At 63.8% G+C, this 16,858-nt stretch carries 16 protein-coding genes; 2 read left to right on the top strand and 14 right to left on the bottom strand.

The annotated features are described in order from the left end of the window. Positions 1 to 9 precede the first annotated feature (9 nt). The gene (locus tag AC0L3X_RS18000) at positions 10 to 2,301 is read right to left on the bottom strand and encodes an FdhF/YdeP family oxidoreductase (protein ID WP_063984284.1); all 2,292 of its coding nucleotides are present in this window, start codon (positions 2,299 to 2,301) and stop codon (positions 10 to 12) included. Positions 2,302 to 2,541: 240 nt separating this feature from the next. Here AC0L3X_RS18000 and AC0L3X_RS17995 point away from each other — a divergent pair, with 240 nt between their 5' ends. Further along, positions 2,542 to 3,789, top strand: coding sequence for an oxalate decarboxylase family bicupin (locus AC0L3X_RS17995; RefSeq protein ID WP_473316569.1), 1,248 nt, complete (start codon positions 2,542 to 2,544; stop codon positions 3,787 to 3,789). Positions 3,790 to 3,884: 95 nt separating this feature from the next. Here the strand turns inward: AC0L3X_RS17995 and cydB are convergent, their stop codons facing one another. The 13 genes from cydB to AC0L3X_RS17930 all read right to left on the bottom strand — a co-directional run bounded on the left by cydB (position 3,885) and on the right by AC0L3X_RS17930 (position 15,484). Further along, positions 3,885 to 4,871: a cytochrome d ubiquinol oxidase subunit II gene (cydB, locus tag AC0L3X_RS17990; protein ID WP_063984286.1), complete on the bottom strand. Its 987-nt coding sequence runs from the start codon at positions 4,869 to 4,871 to the stop codon at positions 3,885 to 3,887. Between the two features lie 2 nt (positions 4,872 to 4,873). Continuing rightward, positions 4,874 to 6,283: a cytochrome ubiquinol oxidase subunit I gene (locus tag AC0L3X_RS17985; protein WP_063984287.1), complete on the bottom strand. Its 1,410-nt coding sequence runs from the start codon at positions 6,281 to 6,283 to the stop codon at positions 4,874 to 4,876. An 18-nt stretch (positions 6,284 to 6,301) separates the two neighbouring features. Beyond that, positions 6,302 to 7,840 (bottom strand): malate dehydrogenase (quinone), encoded by a 1,539-nt coding sequence (gene mqo / locus AC0L3X_RS17980; RefSeq protein WP_063984288.1) that lies wholly within the window; start codon positions 7,838 to 7,840, stop codon positions 6,302 to 6,304. A gap of 42 nt (positions 7,841 to 7,882) precedes the next feature. Further along, positions 7,883 to 8,287: a cupin domain-containing protein gene (locus AC0L3X_RS17975; RefSeq protein WP_063984289.1), complete on the bottom strand. Its 405-nt coding sequence runs from the start codon at positions 8,285 to 8,287 to the stop codon at positions 7,883 to 7,885. Beyond that, positions 8,284 to 8,709, bottom strand: a complete 426-nt coding sequence (locus AC0L3X_RS17970; protein WP_063984290.1) for a cupin domain-containing protein — start codon at positions 8,707 to 8,709, stop codon at positions 8,284 to 8,286. The genes AC0L3X_RS17975 and AC0L3X_RS17970 overlap by 4 nt, the downstream gene beginning before the upstream one ends. A 13-nt stretch (positions 8,710 to 8,722) precedes the next feature. Continuing rightward, a complete protein-coding gene (gene fumC, locus AC0L3X_RS17965) occupies positions 8,723 to 10,159 on the bottom strand; it encodes a class II fumarate hydratase (protein ID WP_231144513.1) in 1,437 nt (478 codons plus the stop codon). A gap of 164 nt (positions 10,160 to 10,323) precedes the next feature. Continuing rightward, a complete protein-coding gene (locus tag AC0L3X_RS17960) occupies positions 10,324 to 10,989 on the bottom strand; it encodes a YoaK family protein (protein WP_063984292.1) in 666 nt (221 codons plus the stop codon). Positions 10,990 to 11,007: 18 nt separating this feature from the next. Beyond that, complete coding sequence (gene fdhD, locus AC0L3X_RS17955) at positions 11,008 to 11,844, bottom strand: formate dehydrogenase accessory sulfurtransferase FdhD (RefSeq protein WP_063984293.1); 837 nt, start codon at positions 11,842 to 11,844, stop codon at positions 11,008 to 11,010. Positions 11,845 to 11,847: 3 nt separating this feature from the next. Further along, positions 11,848 to 12,447, bottom strand: coding sequence for an HdeD family acid-resistance protein (locus tag AC0L3X_RS17950; RefSeq protein WP_063984294.1), 600 nt, complete (start codon positions 12,445 to 12,447; stop codon positions 11,848 to 11,850). Positions 12,448 to 12,584: 137 nt separating this feature from the next. Further along, positions 12,585 to 13,208 (bottom strand): histidine kinase dimerization/phosphoacceptor domain -containing protein, encoded by a 624-nt coding sequence (locus AC0L3X_RS17945; protein WP_063984295.1) that lies wholly within the window; start codon positions 13,206 to 13,208, stop codon positions 12,585 to 12,587. A gap of 38 nt (positions 13,209 to 13,246) precedes the next feature. After that, entirely contained in the window at positions 13,247 to 13,747 is a 501-nt protein-coding gene (locus AC0L3X_RS17940) for a Dps family protein (RefSeq protein WP_283018590.1), read from the bottom strand. A 124-nt stretch (positions 13,748 to 13,871) separates the two neighbouring features. Next, positions 13,872 to 14,435, bottom strand: coding sequence for a cytochrome b (locus tag AC0L3X_RS17935; RefSeq protein WP_063984296.1), 564 nt, complete (start codon positions 14,433 to 14,435; stop codon positions 13,872 to 13,874). Then, positions 14,432 to 15,484, bottom strand: coding sequence for a catalase family peroxidase (locus AC0L3X_RS17930; RefSeq protein WP_063984297.1), 1,053 nt, complete (start codon positions 15,482 to 15,484; stop codon positions 14,432 to 14,434). Before AC0L3X_RS17930 ends, AC0L3X_RS17935 begins: the two co-directional genes overlap by 4 nt. A 357-nt stretch (positions 15,485 to 15,841) precedes the next feature. Between AC0L3X_RS17930 and AC0L3X_RS17925 the strand changes: the two genes are divergently transcribed. Continuing rightward, positions 15,842 to 16,735: an SDR family NAD(P)-dependent oxidoreductase gene (locus AC0L3X_RS17925; RefSeq protein ID WP_063984298.1), complete on the top strand. Its 894-nt coding sequence runs from the start codon at positions 15,842 to 15,844 to the stop codon at positions 16,733 to 16,735. The last annotated feature ends 123 nt before the right edge of the window (positions 16,736 to 16,858 follow it).

Below are 16,858 nucleotides of genomic sequence, written 5' to 3'. Positions count from 1 at the left end.
CCGCCTGCTCTATTGCGCCGGGGCGGTAGAGCGCACCAGGCGGATCGGGATGCCCTTGAATGACGGCGTGAAGCTGAGGGGATCACGGGCATAGAGCGGCACCAGCGGATTGGTCTCCGGATAGTACGCGGCACAGCAGCCGGTCGGAAACGAATACGCAACCACGCGGAAGTTGCGCACGATACGCTCGGCGCCGTCGGTCGACTCCGTGATCAGGTCGACGCGATCGCCGTCCGCGAGCCCGCGCTTCTTCAGTTCATATTCGTTGAGGAAGACCACGTCGCGCTGGCCGAAGACGCCGCGATAGCGGTCCGACAGCGAGTAGAGCGTCGTGTTGTACTGGTCGTGGCTGCGTATCGTGCTGAGCCACAGGAAATCCGGATCGGCCTGCGGTGGGTCCTCGCCGCAGCCGTCAAACACCAGGAAATTGGCCTTGCCGGACGGCGTTGCCCAGATGCGCTCCCGCGCGGTCGAGGTCAGATGGAAGCCGCCGGGAATGCGGATACGGGCATTGTAGCTCTCGAAGATAGGGAAGACGGCCTCGATCGCATCCCGGATGCGATCGTAGTCGCCCACAAAGCCGTCCCAATCGACCACCGTGCGCTCGCCGAGCGTCGCCTTGGCGAGGCCTGCGATGATCGCGACCTCGCTGAGAAGATGCTCCGATGCCGGCTTGTTGCGACCGCCCGAGGCGTGGACCATCGACATCGAATCCTCGACCGTGATCGACTGCGGCCCCGATTCCTGAATGTCGATCTCGGTTCGCCCGAGGCACGGCAGGATCAGGGCGGCGCGGCCATGGATCAGATGGCTGCGGTTGAGCTTGGTGGAGACGTGGACGGTCAGATCGAGTTTGCGCAGCGCGGCCTGCGTCGCCTGCCAGTCGGGTATGGCCGCGGCAAAGTTGCCGCCCATCGCGAAAAAGACCTTCACCTCACCGCGGATCATCGCCTCCAACGCCGTCACGACGTTGTGTCCCGGCGCGCTCGGCGGTTTGAAGCCGAAGCGGTGCTCGAGGCGCTCGAGAAAATCCGCCTTGGGGATCTCCGTGATCCCCACGGTTCGGTCGCCCTGCACGTTGGAATGACCGCGAACCGGACAAACGCCGGCGCCGTCGCGTCCTACATTGCCGCGCAAGAGCGCAAGGTTGGCGATCTGCTGCACGTTGTGCGCACCACGCTGGTGCTGGGTAATGCCCATGCCGTAGACAAGGATGGCGCGCTCCGCCTTCATATAGGCGCCGGCGGCATATTCCAGGTCCTCGCGCGTTAGGCCGGACTGGCGTTCGATGTCGGGCCATTGCGTTCGCTTGAGATCGCCGATCAGCGCTTCGATGCCGGCGGTGTGCCCGCGAATGAAATCCCAGTCCAGGATCTCGGGCTGCTCGGCCGCACGGGCAGCCTCGTCCGCTTCGACGAGGAGCTTCATGATCCCCTTGAGGACGGCGACGTCGCCACCGACACGCACCTGGAAAAGCTTCGAGCTGATCGTCGTCGACGACAGCGTGATCATCTCAACCGGGCTCTGCGGCGCCTGGAAGCGCTCCAGCGCCCGCTCGCGGAACGGATTGAACGAGATGATCGAGGCCCCTCGGCGGGCCGCGTTGCGCAGGCTGGTCATCATGCGCGGGCTGTTGGTGCCTGGATTCTGGCCGAAGATGAAGATGCAATCGGCCTTGTCGAAATCCTCCAGCAGCACGGTGCCCTTGCCGACGCCGAGCGATTCCGGCAGGCCGACGCTGGTCGCCTCGTGGCACATGTTCGAGCAGTCGGGAAAGTTGTTGGTGCCGTACTCGCGCACGAACAGCTGATAGAGGAAGGCGGCTTCGTTCGAGGTTCGCCCGGACGTATAGAACTCCGCCATGTTCGGATCCGGCAGCGCATTCAGCTCGCGGCCGATCATGGCGAACGCATCGCCCCACTGCACCGGGAGATAGCGGTCGGATGCGGCGTCATAGGCCATCGGATGGGCGAGCCGACCGACCATTTCGAGATCGTAATCGTTCCAGCTCGCGAGCTCCGTGACGGTATGCTCGGCAAAGAATTCGGGCGTGCAGCGCTTCGATGTCGTCTCCCAGGCGACCGCCTTGCCGCCGTTCTCGCAGAATTCGAATGACGAGGTGTGCTTCGGATCGGGCCAGGCGCAGCCGGGGCAATCAAAACCCTCCGGCTGATTCATCCTGCTGAGCGTGGCTGCGCCCTTCAGCGGCGCCCGCTGCACCAGAAGCGCCTCGCTGAGCGCCTTGAGTGCGCCCCAGCCGCCGGCGGGTTCACGGTAGGGACGAACCGATTTCGTTGTCATCTCGATATCTCGCGATATGGCAATTCTCCGGGCCAGTTAAGGATCGTGCGGGCAGAGCCGTCTTTTCAAAACGAAGCCGAATTTCGCAATTGCACATGTTCGGAGCCGGCCGCAGCAGCCAGTGCATTCCGGCAAAAAGAGCGCGTTCACGGAAGCTGAAACGGCGACCGGAAACTAGGTTTGTCAGTTGGAGCCCCGTCGCTACGGAGGGCTTTCGACATTTTTCAGGAGCGACCCAAGATGTTCTCAAGACGTGATTTGCTGGCCATGTCCGCGGCAGGCGCCGCGATGGTCGGCTCCAGCGCGCAGGCCGCAACTTTCGGCAATCCGGACGAGCCGCCGCAAGGCGCCGTGAACGCCAAGAGCCCGGGAAGCCTGTCCGATCCCGGTCCTCAAGATCCAGACCTTGCCAAGCACTTCCCCTCAGCCCAAACCCCGCCCCCGACGGACGTCGGCGGCCTGCCGATGGATTGGGCCTCGTTCAACAATGCGCCGAGGCGCATCCAGAATGGCGGCTGGGCCCGTCAGGTCACGGTCGAGGATTTCGCCATCTCGAAGGAGATCTCCGGCGTCAATATGCGGCTGGCTGCCGGCGGAATCCGCGAGCTGCATTGGCACCAGGCTGCCGAATGGGCGATCCTGACCTACGGCTCCTGCCGCGTCACCGTGCTCGACACGCAGGGGCGCCCCTATGTCGGCGACCTCAAAGTCGGCGACCTCTGGTATTTTCCGCCGGGCGCGCCGCATTCGCTGCAGGGCTTGGGCCCCGATGGTTGCGAGTTCGTGATCTGTTTCGACGACGGCCACGCCAATGAATTCAACACGCTCCTGGTGACCGACTGGTTCGCCCACACGCCGCCCGAGGTGCTGGCGAAGAACTTCGGTGTTCCGGCCGACGCGTTCGCAAAGATCCCGCTGCACAACCGCTGGATCTTCCAGGGGACCGTGCCCGGCGATCTCGCCGCCGATCGCGCAGCCGTTGCAAAGCACGCCGAAGCGCCTCCCTACCCCTTCGTCCACTCGCTCGGCGGCTCGGCCCCGGTCAAGGAGAGCTCCGCCGGCAGCATCCGCGTCGCCGACAGCACCACCTTCAAGGTTGCCACCACCGTCGCTGCGGCGCTGGTGTCGATGCCGCCGGGGGCTATCAGGGAGATGCACTGGCATCCGAATGCCGACGAGTGGCAGTACTATATCAAGGGCAAGGCGCGGATGACGGTGTTCGACACCGGCCCCAATGCGCTGACGACGGACTTCGGGGCCGGCGACATCGGCTATGTCCGGCGCAATCTCGGCCACTATGTCGAGAACGTCGGCGACACCGAGCTGCAGTTCGTCGGCGTGTTTCGAGCCCCTCGCTACGAGGAGGTGTCGCTCTCCTACTGGCTGACGCACACGCCACCCAAGCTGGTCGCCCAGCACTTCAACATCGATGAGAAGCTGATCGCCCAATGGCCGGACAACAGCCCCGGCGTCATGCCCAAATCCTGAACCAGCCTCGCAACAGTTCTGAACGAGAAAGGCGCCGAAACCGGCGCCTTTCTTTTTATCCGTGACAGCTCACGGCAACTTCGCGCGTGCAGCCGTCAGTAGTGATCGGCAGCAGGGGCCGACTTGCCGCGGAAGACGCGATAGCCGATCGCCACATAGAGCAGCATCAGCGGGAATACGAACAGGCCGGCGCCCCAGAACATGAATGCGAGACTTGCATGAGGCGCCGCGGCCTCGTCGATCGTGACGACGAACGGAATCATGTAGGGCCAGAACGACAGGGCGAGCGTGGCGAAGGCCGCGACGAAGATCAGGGCGACCATATGGAACGGCCAATAGTCGTCATGGCGCAGGATGCTCTTGGCCAGCATCGCGGCCGCACCGGCACCGATCACGGGAAACACGAACAGATAGGGCCGGTCGGTCCAGCGTAGTAGAATCGGAAGATGTTCGACAAGCGCATACGCAAAGACGACGACCAGGAAGACCAGGACGCCGATCGCCAGCGGCGGGATCTGGCGCCGTGCGGTATCCCGAACGGGACCGTCGCACTTCCGCACCAGCCAGCAGGCGCCGAGCAGCGAATAGCCGAAGCAGAGCCCGATCCCGCACAGCGCGGAAAAGGCGGTCAGCCAGCCGAGCGTTCCGCCGGTATAATCGCCGTTGGAGAACTGGAGTCCTTCGACGAGAGCGCCGACCATCGCGCCCTGCATGAAGCTGGCGGCAAACGAGCCCACGACGAAGCTGACGTCCCAGACCCAGCGCGAACTGAGCGCCTTGCCGCGAAACTCGAACGCTACGCCGCGCAGGATCAATCCGAGCAGCATCACGAGAACAGGGATATAGAAGGCCGACATCACCATGGCGTAGACCACGGGAAACGAGCCCCACATGATCACGCCCGTGACGATCAGCCAGGTTTCATTGCCGTCCCAGACCGGAGCGACAGTGCTCAGCATGGCATCCCGCTGCGACTCGCCGCCGGCCACGCTGAACAGCATGCCGACGCCAAGATCGAAGCCGTCGAGGAGGAGATAGATCAGGATGCTGATGGCAAGAAGGGCAACCCAGTACATCACCATGGCTATTCTCCCGCCCCGAGATAGCTGCGCGCGGCCGGCACCTGATCGGCGAGCGACATCGGCCGATTGGGCACGGGAACGTGGAGCGGCCTGCCGCCGAGTCCCGCCGGGCCGGCGCGCAGCAGCCGATAGATGTAATACGTCCCGAACGAGAAGATGAAGGCGTAGACCGCGACGAACAGGATCAAAGAGGTCATCGCAGCCGACGCGGTCAGGAACGGCGTCACGGCGTCCGCAGTCCGCAACACGCCATAGACCGTCCATGGCTGGCGCCCCACTTCCGCGGTGTACCAGCCGGTGAGGATCGCGACCCACGGCAGCGGGAAGCTGAGGAAGATGCCCCACAGCAAGAGGCGGTTCCGATCGAGCCGATGCTTGAGGCCGAGCCAGGTCCCGAGCCAGGCCAGCCCGAGCATCACGAAGCCGCAGCCGACCATGATGCGGAAGGCAAAGAACGGGATCAGCACCGGCGGCCGGTCCTGCGGCGCGAAGCTGGTGAGGCCGACCTCTTTCGACGTCAGGCTCATGCTGCCGATGATGCTCCCGAGCACGGGAATCGATATCGCGTACTTGTTCGATTCGGTGCTCGAATCCGGGATCGCGATCAGCACCTCGGAGGCCGGTTGCTCGTCATGCCAGCGCGCCTCGATCGCGGCGAACTTGGCCGGCTGGTAATCGTGGACATAGTCGCCGACGAGATGCCCGATGAAGAGCTGGACCGGCAGCAGCACCGCCGCAAGTGCGAGGCCCATCCGCAGCATGACATGAGCCTCGGGGCGATAGGTCCGCCGCAGCAAATACCACGCGCCGGTTGCCGCCACGCAGAACGCGCCAGTCAGGTAGGACGCGAGCAACATATGCGGAAACCGGACCCAGACCACGCGATTGAAGATGATCTGCGTCCAGTCATCAGGCACGAACTGGTCGTTCTGCAGGACGTAGCCGGTCGGCACCTGCATCCAGCTGTTGTTGACCATGATCCAGAACGCCGAAAGCGTCGTCCCGAGCGCGACCATCGCCGTCGAGAACAGGTAGAACCACGGCGGCACCCGGGGGCGACCGAAGATGAGGATGCCGAAGAAGGCCGCCTCCAGCATGAAGGCGGTGAACGTCTCGTAGGAGAGCAGCGGCCCCTGGATCGGGCCCGACATCTTCGAGAGCACGCTCCAGTTCGTTCCGAACTGGAACGCCATCACCACGCCCGATACGACGCCCATGCCGAACGCCACGCCGAAGATCTTCAGCCAGAACGCGAACAGGGTCCGGTAGACGGGCTTGCCACTGTACTGGTGCATCGCTTCGAGCACGGTGAGCCAGGCGGCAAGCCCGATCGTGAACGCCGGGAAGATGATGTGGAACGAGATGGTGAAAGCGAATTGCAGCCGCGACAGAAGGAGCGCCGTCGGGTCCATCGAACATTCTCCGTTGGTTCACGCCCGTTTCGCGGCCGCCGGCGCGCGTGCGGCCGGCTGCGGAATGTTGTCGACCTTGAGGACCGCGGCGGTCGCTGCACGAATCTGGCGACAGAAATCCGCATCGTCGATCAGCGACACGCCATAGGACGGGATGATCTGCTTCAGCTTGGGCAGCCAGGCGCTTGCCGTCAGCTCGCCGGCGAAGCACTTCTCGAGCACGCTGATGGCGATGAACGCGGCAGTGGACGCCCCCGGTGAAGCACCGAGCAGGGCCACCAGCGAATGATCGTCCGCGCCGACGAGCTCGGTCCCGAACTCGAGCAACCCACCACGCTTGACATTGGGCTTGATGATCTGGACCCGCTGGCCCGCAACCTGCAGCCTCCAGTCCTTCGGGTCGGCCTTCGGGAAATATTCGTCGAGCGCCGCGAGCCGGTGTCCCTCGGATTGCAGCACCTGCCCGACCAGGTATTCGGTGAGATCGAAATTGTCGCGCGCCACCGAAAGCAGCGGCTTGACGTTGGCGGGACGAATGGACTCGAAGAGATCGAGCAGCGAGCCGTGTTTGAGGAATTTGCTCGAGAAGCCGGCATAGGGACCGAACAGCAACGAGTGCTGGCCGCCGATCACCCGTGTATCGAGATGCGGCACCGACATCGGCGGGGAGCCGACCGCGGCCTTGCCGTAGACCTTGGCATGGTGACGCTTGTTGATCTCGGGATCATCGCAGCGCAGCCAGATCCCGCTGACCGGGAAACCACCATAGCCGCGCCCCTCCGGGATACCGGATTTCTCCAGCAACGGCAGCGCGCCGCCGCCGGCACCGATGAAGACGAACTTTGCGCGCACCGATCGCGTCTCGCCGCTCGCGGTGTCGCGCACTTCGACGCGCCACCGGCCGCCCTGCTCCCGGTCAAGACCGGTGACACAGCTGTTGTAGTGGACGGCGCAGCCCGGCTGGTTGACCAGATGCTTGACCAGCAGATGCGTCAACGAGCCGTAGTCGACGTCGGTGCCGGTGATGATCCGTGTTGCGGCAACCGGCTCGTCGCCAGTCCGTCCGTCCATCACCAGCGGCGCCCATTCGGCAATCTGCCTGGGATCCTCGGTATGCTCCATCCCCTCATAGCAATGATGGGCCGACATCGCCTTGAACCGCTTTCCGAGAAATTCGACGTTCTCCGCGCCGTGCACGAAGCTCATATGCGGGACCGGATGGATGAACGCTTGCGGATCCGCGATCTCTCCGCGCCCGATCAGGTAGGACCAGAACTGCCGGGACAGATCGAACTCGACATTGACCTGGAGCGCCTTGGAGATGTCGATGCTGCCGTCGGGCCGCTGCGGCGTATAGTTCATCTCGCAGTTCGCCGCGTGGCCGGTACCGGCATTGTTCCAGGAGTCGGAGCTTTCCTGCGCGCAATCCCCGAGAATCTCGCACATCTGGATCGACAGAGAGGGCTCGAGCTCCTTGAGAAAGACGCCGAGGGTCGCGCTCATGATGCCGGCGCCAATGAGGACGACATCAGTTTCGCGGTCGGAAGCTGCTGACATGGCTATTTCCTTCGTCGGGTGTTGCTGCTTTGGATGGCTCGATCAGGCCCGCACCGATTGCCGCACCTTGGCGCGGAACGGCACGTCCGCTCCCGGGCGCAGGATCACGTAGGCACGGCGCCAGGATGAATCGTCGGTCAATTTCCAGCTATGCCCCGAGCCGGCGGTGTCCTCCGCCAGCAGGATGTTGCCGGGGTGGAGCAGGAAGTGGTGGCCGTCACGCGTCTGGAAATCGAGCGATCCGCTGAGCGTGATCACCAGCTGCCGGATCGGCGCGGTGTGCCAGGCGAAAGCTCCGCCCGATTCCGTTTCCTGAAAGGAGACGCTGGCGGCATCGATCTTTCCGGTCAGGAAGTCGCCGCGCTGTCCCGGCTCCAGCTCGAGGAAGCCTTCCTCGAAATGCGAGTTGTTGTCCTCTCCGGTCCATAGGCGCACACAGCGGATCATCGTGTCTCTCCTTGCATTGTGGTTGCGCCGCCTGCGCGGCGTCGTTCGGACCGGAACGGCACCTCGGCGTCCGGCTCGAGAACCGTGTAGAGGCGCCGCCACGGCGCCTCGTCCGTCATGGTCCAATTGTGGCCCGTCCCACCGGTATCTTCCGTGAACAGGACATCGCCCGGGCGCAGCGTGAAGCTTCCATCCGCAGTTTCGAACCGTAGCGTCCCGCTCAGGGACATGACGAGCTGGCGCGCTGCGTCGGGATGCCAGCCGAGTTTCGGATCTGCATCCGTTTCGTGGAACGAAGCGGCATCGATCCGAAGCTTTGCGCTGAGCGCATCGCCCCTCGCCCCGCGCGCGAGCTCGACGACGCCATCCTCGAAGTGCGACTTGCCATCCGCACCCGTCCAGAGTCTGACGCACCGGATCATTGCCGCCGCCCCTTCAGCCGGCCTTCGCGCCGATTGCGAGCGGCACCTTGATCTCGGCCACATAGGGCTTGACCATCTTGGCGGGATCCACGATGCGGTCGAACTCCGGCTCGGTCACGAAACCGAGCTTGAGCGCCGCCGACTTCAGCGTGAGATCGTTGTCCATCGCATAGTGCGCGATCCGCGACGCCTTGTCGTAGCCGATTACGGGCGCCAGCGCCGTCACGAGCATCAGCGATCTCTCGACATACTCCTTGATCTTCCTGTGGTTCGGCTCGGTGCCCTCGACGAGGAAGGTGCGGAAATTGGTGCAACCATCGGTCAGGATGGTGACGGACTGCGCGATGTTGTGGATGATCAGCGGCTTGTAGACATTCATTTCCAGATAGCCGCCGGCTCCGCCGAACCCGACGGCGACGTCGTTCGCCATCACCTGCACGGCGATCATCGTCAGCGCTTCGGCCTGCGTCGGGTTGACCTTGCCCGGCATGATCGACGAACCCGGCTCGTTCTCGGGGATCAGCAATTCGGCAAAGCCCGCGCGCGGGCCGCAGGACATCAGACGGATGTCGTTCGCGATCTTGTAGAGCGACCCCGCGAGCGTGCGGAGCGTGCCGGATAGCTGCACCAGCGCGTCATGCGCACCCTGGACGGCAAACTTGTTCGGTGCGCTGACGAAGGGCAGCCCCGTCAGCCGCGCGATTTCCGCGGCGACGGCCTCGGCGAAGCCCGGCGCGGCATTGATGCCGGTGCCGACGGCCGTGCCGCCCAGGGCGAGCCGGAAGACGCCCTTGAGCGCGTCGTCGATGCGGGCCAGATCGTCGGCGAGCATGCCGGCATAGCCGGACCATTCCTGCCCGAGCGTCAGGGGGGTCGCGTCCTGCATGTGGGTTCTGCCGATCTTGACGACGTCGTCCCACTGGCTCGATTTTGCCGCGATTGCGTCGTGCAACGCCTCGACCGCCGGAACGAGCCGCTCGGTCACGTTCATCGCGGCCGCGATGTACATGGCCGAGGGAAAGCTGTCGTTCGAGGATTGCGACATATTGACGTGATCGTTCGGGTGAACCGGATGCTTGCTCCCGAGCGGCGTGCCCGCGAGCTGGCAGCATCGGTTCGAGATCACCTCGTTCACGTTCATGTTGAATTGCGTTCCGCTGCCGGTCATCCAGACGTGAAGCGGAAACATGTCCTGATGTTGGCCGGAGAGGATCTCGTCGCAGACATGCGCGATCAGCTTGTGGACCTTGCCGTCGAGACGGCCGCCGGCGCAATTGGCGTTCGCGGCCGCCTTCTTCAGGATCGCGTAGGACTGGATCATTTCGCGCGGCATCAGGTCCTTGCCGATGCTGAAATGCTCGAGCGAACGCTGCGTCTGCGCCCCCCAGAGCTTGTCCGCGGCAACGTCCACTTCACCCAGGCTGTCCGTCTCTTTGCGAAGGTCGTTCATCCGTGCCTCTTGGCAGTTGACGTCGAAAGGCCATCTCGGCGCTGTTGGAAAGTGTACGCACCGCATGACGCGCACGCTTCCTTGAATGAACGTCCTTTTGCCGAATGGCATGGTGCGCGCTCCGCACCGTCAACGAGCGAAATCACGAGACTTGGATCGACGGTTCAGCTTCGCAGTTGCGGCCGGCAGAGCCAAAGAACGCACACCGACGATGCGATCGGCAGGACAAGGCTCCAGGCGTGCAGCCATTTCGTCACGCAGGCCCCGATGGCGGCCCCCGACAGGAACATCAGGCAGACCAGAAGCATGACTGCGGTGCCGCGCGCCGCATCGCGATCGGACGCAACTGATTGATCGATGGCACGGAGCATATTGCCGGTGACGGTGACGGTGAGATATTTCCAGCGTTCGACCTGCCTGAAGCTGGCCGACTGCAGCGCGGCGCCGAAGGAGATTCCGAGGATCGTGATCATGTCCGGAATCCGATGATACAACAGCATCACCGCTACCAGGCAGACGATCTCTCCGGCGAGGCAGAGCAGCGGCGACTTGAGGCGGATTGCCAGCGATGCGCCGAGCAGAAAGGCGGCAAGCGGAAGAAGATGATGGGTTGCCTGCCGCCATTGCCCGGACATGGCGTCGATGCCGAGGAAGATAACATTGCCGGTTTGCGAGCTTGCAAACACGCCGCCGAGCGAGAGCCACGTAAAGGCGTCGAGAAAGCCGCCCGTCATGCTCAGAAGAGACGCCACGAGAACCGATCGCTCCGGAGCATGGACGACGCTTCCGGTCTCGGCGACCGGTTCCGGAGATACGGCTTGCATCGCCATGTGCGTCGGCCCGCGAGGTCAGCAGCCGGCGTGCGTTGCGGCCTCATCCGGCAGCAGAACGCGACGCGGGTGCGTGAATACGCCGTATCCGTCATCGCGAGCGATCGCGAGCAGCGTGATCCCCGCTTCATCCGCGGTCTTGATCGCGAGTGCGGTGGGTGCGGATACGGCCACGATGACCGGTGCGCCGAGCATCGCCGCTTTCTGCACCATCTCGACCGAAACGCGGCTGGTCAGCAGTACCGCGCCATCGCACGCCGATCTCCCCTCGCGTACGATCGCGCCGGCGAGCTTGTCGAGCGCATTGTGCCGGCCGACGTCCTCTCTGACCAGGCCGATGCCGGCCCGCGGATGCCAGAAGGCCGCCGCGTGGACGGCCCGCGTTTGCTGATTGAGGATTTGGTGCGGAGAAAGGGCCTGCATGGCGCCCAGCAAGTCGCGCGCGTGAAAAACGATGCCCCGGCCCTTCACCCGCGCCGGCGCGCGGCGAGCCTGTTCGAGGCTCTCGATGCCGCATAGCCCGCAGCCAACGGGGCCGCTGATGGTTCGGCGCCGTGCAGCCAGGGATGCCGCGCGGTCACCATCGAGCCACATCCGAACCTCGACGCCGAGATCGTTCGGGATCAGCTCGATGCTGCTGATCTCGCTCGCACGTTCGACGATGGCCTCGGTGAGGCTGAAGCCGATACCGAAATCCTCCAGATCTCCCGGCGTGCCCATCATCACCGCCTGGGTCGAGCCGTTATAGGTGAGCGCAATCGCGGTCTCCTCGGCAACCAGCCGCGAGGTCGACCTCGTCTGACCGCCGCGCCAGGCAATCTCCCAATGCCGGGTGAATGTCGAGCCTTTCGCCATGACTCATACCGTCGCCGGCTGGGACGAATGGCGGGACGCGCGGCTCTTGAGCGCGACCCCGAATGCGATGAATCCCCATCCCTGGAAGATCAGGTCGACGACCAGCATCACACCAAGCAGCCACAAACCGATGGCGGGCCAAGCCGCAACCAGCATGACACCGACGCAGAAGGTCAGGACGCCCGCAGCCACGATCCAACGCCAGCCCGCGGCCGGCCGGATATGGAACCCGGCCCAGATCCTTATCACCCCGGCTACGACCAGGAAGGCGCACACTGCGAGAGACAGCGTGAACGAAGCGAGGATCGGATCGTAGAGTATGATGGCCCCGGCGGCCGCATAGACGATCCCGGCCAGTAGCCAAAGCAGGAATCCCCGCAAGCCGCGCACTGAAAACGCTTGCACGATCTGGAAAATGCCGGCGACCGCCATGGTGGCGCCGATGACCAGTACGGACGCGAGGTTCGCCGCCATAAGATTGGCAGATGCAACACCGCCGAGGATCAGTTCGCCGACACCCAGCGCAACGAACCAGCCCCATTTTCCGGTGATGGCGTGGATCGCCCATCCGAGCGAGGCCTTCGAGTTCGACATGTCCGTCATGGCTTGACCCTTGTTCGCACGACGATCCGCAGATCATGAATAGGGCAAGCGTATCGAGATCTGTCCCAAGTCATCTTTCGAGGACGCAGCGATATTATTTGATCCGCACGATACGGATCGTTGCGCGAGCGTCGCGACTAACGCGGGATGGTCACGACGGTCCTGAATCCGTCGGGGCCGCCGCGGACGTCGACGGTCCCGTGCAGACGCGCCGCAAGCGTCTCGACGATGGAGCGGTCCTCTTCCCGGTACCGACTTTCGTCGGACGAGCCGTTGTCCATGACGCTGCACGCAACCGACGTCGCCGTGAGCCATACTTCGAGACGAATGGCGCCTGCTCCGCAGTGGGATACGTGGCGCACCGCACCGGTGATCAGTTCGAAGACGATCATCCCCAGCAGCCAGCAGCGCTCAGAACTCATCTGCAGCGGATGCAGCAGCAGCGAGAGCGCAATACCCTTGTCTTCGAGACTCGAGCGGCTGATCGACCGGCACAATTGCTGAAGATAGGCCGCCAGATCGACGGTGGTGGTGAACTGCGGCATTTGCAGCGCGTGGTGAAGTTGTGCATGACCTTCCAGCCGGTCCTGCACGGAAGCGAGGGTCGCCCTCGCTTCGATGCCGTCGCAACGATCGGCCGCCTGCGCCACCAGATCAATCGCCGAGGCGAGCTCGTCGTCGATCCGGTGCGCGAGCTCACGCAGCAGCAGGCGCTCCGCCTTGACGCCGCCATCCGTCAGGAGTTCCGAGAGGCTGCTCATCCTTCACCCGCCTCCCGGCCCAACGGCGTGCTTTGCACTTACGGGTTCTGGCCGCTTCGGCCGGTCTCGTAGAGGAACCAGATGCGCCGTTCCGTTTCGTCGATCCAGTTTTCCAGGACGCTCGCGGTGGCGACATCGCCGTATTCGTCGCAGAGCTCGTGGACCCGGCGCATTTCCCGCGTTAGCTGCTGGTTGTCGCTGCGCAGCTCGGCGAGCATGTCCTGCGGATCGACATAGTCGGCATCGTTGTCGAGAATGCGCTGCTCGCGCGCGATGTGGCCGATCGAGCGTAGCGTCGTGCCGCCGATCTTGCGTGCGCGTTCGGCGATGTCGTCAGTCATGGCCAAGATTTGGTCGGCCTGCTCGTCGAGCATAAGGTGGTAGTCGCGAAAGTGGCTGCCCGACACGTGCCAGTGGAAGTTCTTGGTCTTCAGGTAGAGAGCGAAAACGTCGGCGAGCAGCGCTCTCAGCGCGGCTGGAACGTCCCGGTTCGCATTCGCTCCGAGATCCGTCGGGCTTTGGAGGTCAGCTTTGGTCATGGTCGGCATCCTTTGCTGGAGGTTGGAAACATCTAACCGCGCGGTGCGCGAGGAATCTTTCCGGCGCGAAAGATCCTTTTGGGATCGCACGCCTGCGAGGGGCGCCCGCCGGCGCGCAGCGGGTTCATTTCGCTTGTGTCACCCTGTCCCGCAGCGGCAGAAGCGACATCGATTCGAATACGCCATCGCGACGGATCAATGCGTGGAATAGCCCCGCCGCCAGATGCAGCAGCACGAGGGCAAAGAACGCGAAACCCAGATAGACGTGGGCATTCCAGAGCAGCGTGTGCATCAGGTCGCTCTGCGGCAGCAGTGCGGGAATTTGGATCCCGCCATACAGGACGACCGGATAGGCCGCGGCCCAGAGCATGCCGAGACCGAGCAACGGCATGACGATCATGAGGCCATACAGGAGCTGATGCGACAATTTTGCTCCAAACCTCATAGGTCTCGAAAGATCGGCCGGCAATGGCGGCGCACCGTAATGCAGCCGCAACGCCAGCCTGATCAGCACGAGGACCAGCAGGATGACGCCGATCGTCTTGTGGACCAGGATGAGCGGCAGATATTTCGGCGCGACCGTGGAGACCATGCCGACGCCAATGAACAGCATGGCGAGGATGCAGACCGCCATCAGCCAGTGCAGAACCCGCTGGATCAGGGCAAAACGATGAGGAGCGCTGGTCATGGCTTGGCGGTCCCGGTTCGCGGATAGTCCCTGGCTTCGGCCGCGCGCAGATCGTAGGATTTGCGGTAGACCGATGAGCGTGCAGCCGGGAACGGATCGTCCGACACCCGGATTCCCTGTGGCAGGACCGCCGGATCGAAATTGATGTCGCGGCACGGTCCATCGCGCTCCGGCTCGATCCGCTGCACGATCAGCGTTCCGACCTCCACTTTGCGACGGTTCTCCGGCCAGGCCTTGCTCGGATCCGCGGTCGGGTCGCCCGGATCGGCGACGGTCGTGACCATGGTCCATCGCAGTGGACCGGCGGTCCGGACCCGTTCGGTGATCTCCTGCTCGAGATAATCCGGCCCGCGCTTTTCGAGGTCGGCCTGCGAGATCGGAATGGGTTGCGCCGAGGGCAACAGCGACCATCGCACGGTGTGGTCGCCGCCTCCGGCGTCCGTGAAGACGAAGCTGTTGAGGCCGTTATAGGGCTCCTCCGCATAACTGCCGGTCCAGGGCGCCGTCTTGGCCCAGGCCGCGAAGGGGCCGAATTCCGGGTTGGCCTGAATGAACGCCTTCATCGCCTCCGGATCCTTCTTGCCGGATGCGATCAGCAGGTCGTGAAATGCCTGCGGCGTGGAAACCGCAAAGAACGGCGGGTTGATCATCGCCATGCGCCACTCTTCGCCGTCTGCCGTCGTGATCAGCAATCCGAGGCCGCGGACGCGCACGGTCGCATCAACCGCGTTCGGATCGGCCGTGCCGAGATTGAAACGGCCCAAGGCCGGATAGTGCCCCTGCGCGAAGACCCTGGCCCGGGAGAGCTCCGCACCGTTTCCATTCGCCTCGAATGTCCCGGTGAAGCAGATTCCCTTGGCATGATTTCGCCGGTGCCCGAGCGGCGGGCCGCTCGGAGGCGTCAGCGCCGCGATCATCCGTTCCGGCGTCAGACGCCCCGGCGAGAACCATCCCGCAGTGTATGCGAAGGCAGCCGCGCCGCCGCCGACCACGGCCGCAATCAGGACGAGGGACCCAAGCCCCGAACGTGGTAGCTTGCCTTGATTCATCCGGTCTCCTTTGCGATGCGCAGACCGCCTGGCGATCGGGTGCGCGCGGCGCTCTTTCGAGCGAAGCAGCCTCCTTGTAGCCGGCGGCCAAGGCCCGATCTTTTCGAACCCACCGCCAATTTCGCGAAGGCACGCCTGAACTGTCTTCGGCGTTCGCCGGACCGGATCCGGCTTCGGGCATTCTCGAAATTTTTCGTGCAATTTGACAATCGATCGTGATGCCCGAAAAGACCCACCCTGCGCCCCGCCCTATTCCAGATGCGCTTCGCACGATGGCGGCGGTCGACTCCCGAACGATGGACCGTGTCGCGACGGGGCCGCCAGCGCCGCAGAGGCTGGAATGCGATTGGGAATCGAATGAGCAAAGTGATCATCGTCACGGGTGCTGCAAACAGCATCGGACGAACCACCTGCCGGCAACTGATGCAGGCAGGCCACACGGTCTACGTTTCAAGCCGGGAAATGAGTGGCCCTATTGCGCAAGGGATCGAGGAGGCTGGATCAAATCCCGGCCAGCCCGGCGCCGATCTCCGCACGATCGAGTTCGACGTCTCTTCGGACTCCTCAGTGACCTCGGCCGTTGAGACCATCATCGCCGAAAACAGCCGCCTCGACGTGGTCGTGCACAATGCCCGGCAAGTCGTTTACGGACCCGCAGAAGCCTTCACGCCGGAGCAGCTCGCCGAGCTCTACGATACCAACGTCCTGATCGCACAGCGCCTCAATCGCGCGGCGTTGCCACAATTGCGCAAGCAAGGTCAGGGCTTGCTGATATGGATCACGTCAAGCAGCGCACGGGGCAGCTCGGTTCCGTTCCTCGGCGCCTGTGCTTCAACGGAAGCCGCCCTGGATTCGCTGGCACTCAGTTACGCCGGCGAGCTCGCACGTTGGGGCGTCGAGACGACCATCATCGTTCCCAGTGCTCTCGGACCCGGCCACTATGTCCGATCCGGCCGGCCGCAGGATACTGTTCGGGCGGAAGAATACGCGGATGGTCCGACCGCCGACGTGAGTGAAATCGCGCTTGCGGGACTCGCGCAGCTTTCGCCGAAGGATACGGCCCCACAAGATGTCGCAAGCACAGTTGCGAATGTCGTGAACATGCCGTTCGGACAACGTCCGCTGAAAGTTCATTTCGGCCCGGATGACGATGGGGCGGCAGCTGTCGACGCCGTCGCCGACCGCGCACGCACGGAACTGTTCGGCCGGATCGGCCTGGAGGATCTTCTCAAGCCGGTGTTGATCCGATGAGATCGCCCATCGGCGGAGATTTCCCCAATCGACGGTCGTTTCCCAAAAAATCAGGACTCTCCCCGGAGTTCCCTGCCCTCCGGACGAAAGTGATCAGCGACATCCATCGGTGATCCTTTACCG

The organism is Bradyrhizobium sp. MI1.7 (assembly GCF_055811795.1).
The sequence above is the reverse complement of the archived record's forward strand: the minus strand, read 5'-3'. Positions and strand labels throughout refer to the sequence as shown.

Coding starts and splice junctions, on each gene's coding strand:
- AC0L3X_RS18000 (WP_063984284.1), bottom strand. CDS start 2,301: ATGACAACGAAATCGGTTCGTCCCTACCGTGAACCCGCCGGCGGCTGG.
- AC0L3X_RS17995 (WP_473316569.1), top strand. CDS start 2,542: ATGTTCTCAAGACGTGATTTGCTGGCCATGTCCGCGGCAGGCGCCGCG.
- cydB (WP_063984286.1), bottom strand. CDS start 4,871: ATGGTGATGTACTGGGTTGCCCTTCTTGCCATCAGCATCCTGATCTAT.
- AC0L3X_RS17985 (WP_063984287.1), bottom strand. CDS start 6,283: ATGGACCCGACGGCGCTCCTTCTGTCGCGGCTGCAATTCGCTTTCACC.
- mqo (WP_063984288.1), bottom strand. CDS start 7,840: ATGTCAGCAGCTTCCGACCGCGAAACTGATGTCGTCCTCATTGGCGCC.
- AC0L3X_RS17975 (WP_063984289.1), bottom strand. CDS start 8,287: ATGATCCGCTGTGTGCGCCTATGGACCGGAGAGGACAACAACTCGCAT.
- AC0L3X_RS17970 (WP_063984290.1), bottom strand. CDS start 8,709: ATGATCCGGTGCGTCAGACTCTGGACGGGTGCGGATGGCAAGTCGCAC.
- fumC (WP_231144513.1), bottom strand. CDS start 10,159: ATGAACGACCTTCGCAAAGAGACGGACAGCCTGGGTGAAGTGGACGTT.
- AC0L3X_RS17960 (WP_063984292.1), bottom strand. CDS start 10,989: ATGGCGATGCAAGCCGTATCTCCGGAACCGGTCGCCGAGACCGGAAGC.
- fdhD (WP_063984293.1), bottom strand. CDS start 11,844: ATGGCGAAAGGCTCGACATTCACCCGGCATTGGGAGATTGCCTGGCGC.
- AC0L3X_RS17950 (WP_063984294.1), bottom strand. CDS start 12,447: ATGACGGACATGTCGAACTCGAAGGCCTCGCTCGGATGGGCGATCCAC.
- AC0L3X_RS17945 (WP_063984295.1), bottom strand. CDS start 13,208: ATGAGCAGCCTCTCGGAACTCCTGACGGATGGCGGCGTCAAGGCGGAG.
- AC0L3X_RS17940 (WP_283018590.1), bottom strand. CDS start 13,747: ATGACCAAAGCTGACCTCCAAAGCCCGACGGATCTCGGAGCGAATGCG.
- AC0L3X_RS17935 (WP_063984296.1), bottom strand. CDS start 14,435: ATGACCAGCGCTCCTCATCGTTTTGCCCTGATCCAGCGGGTTCTGCAC.
- AC0L3X_RS17930 (WP_063984297.1), bottom strand. CDS start 15,484: ATGAATCAAGGCAAGCTACCACGTTCGGGGCTTGGGTCCCTCGTCCTG.
- AC0L3X_RS17925 (WP_063984298.1), top strand. CDS start 15,842: ATGAGCAAAGTGATCATCGTCACGGGTGCTGCAAACAGCATCGGACGA.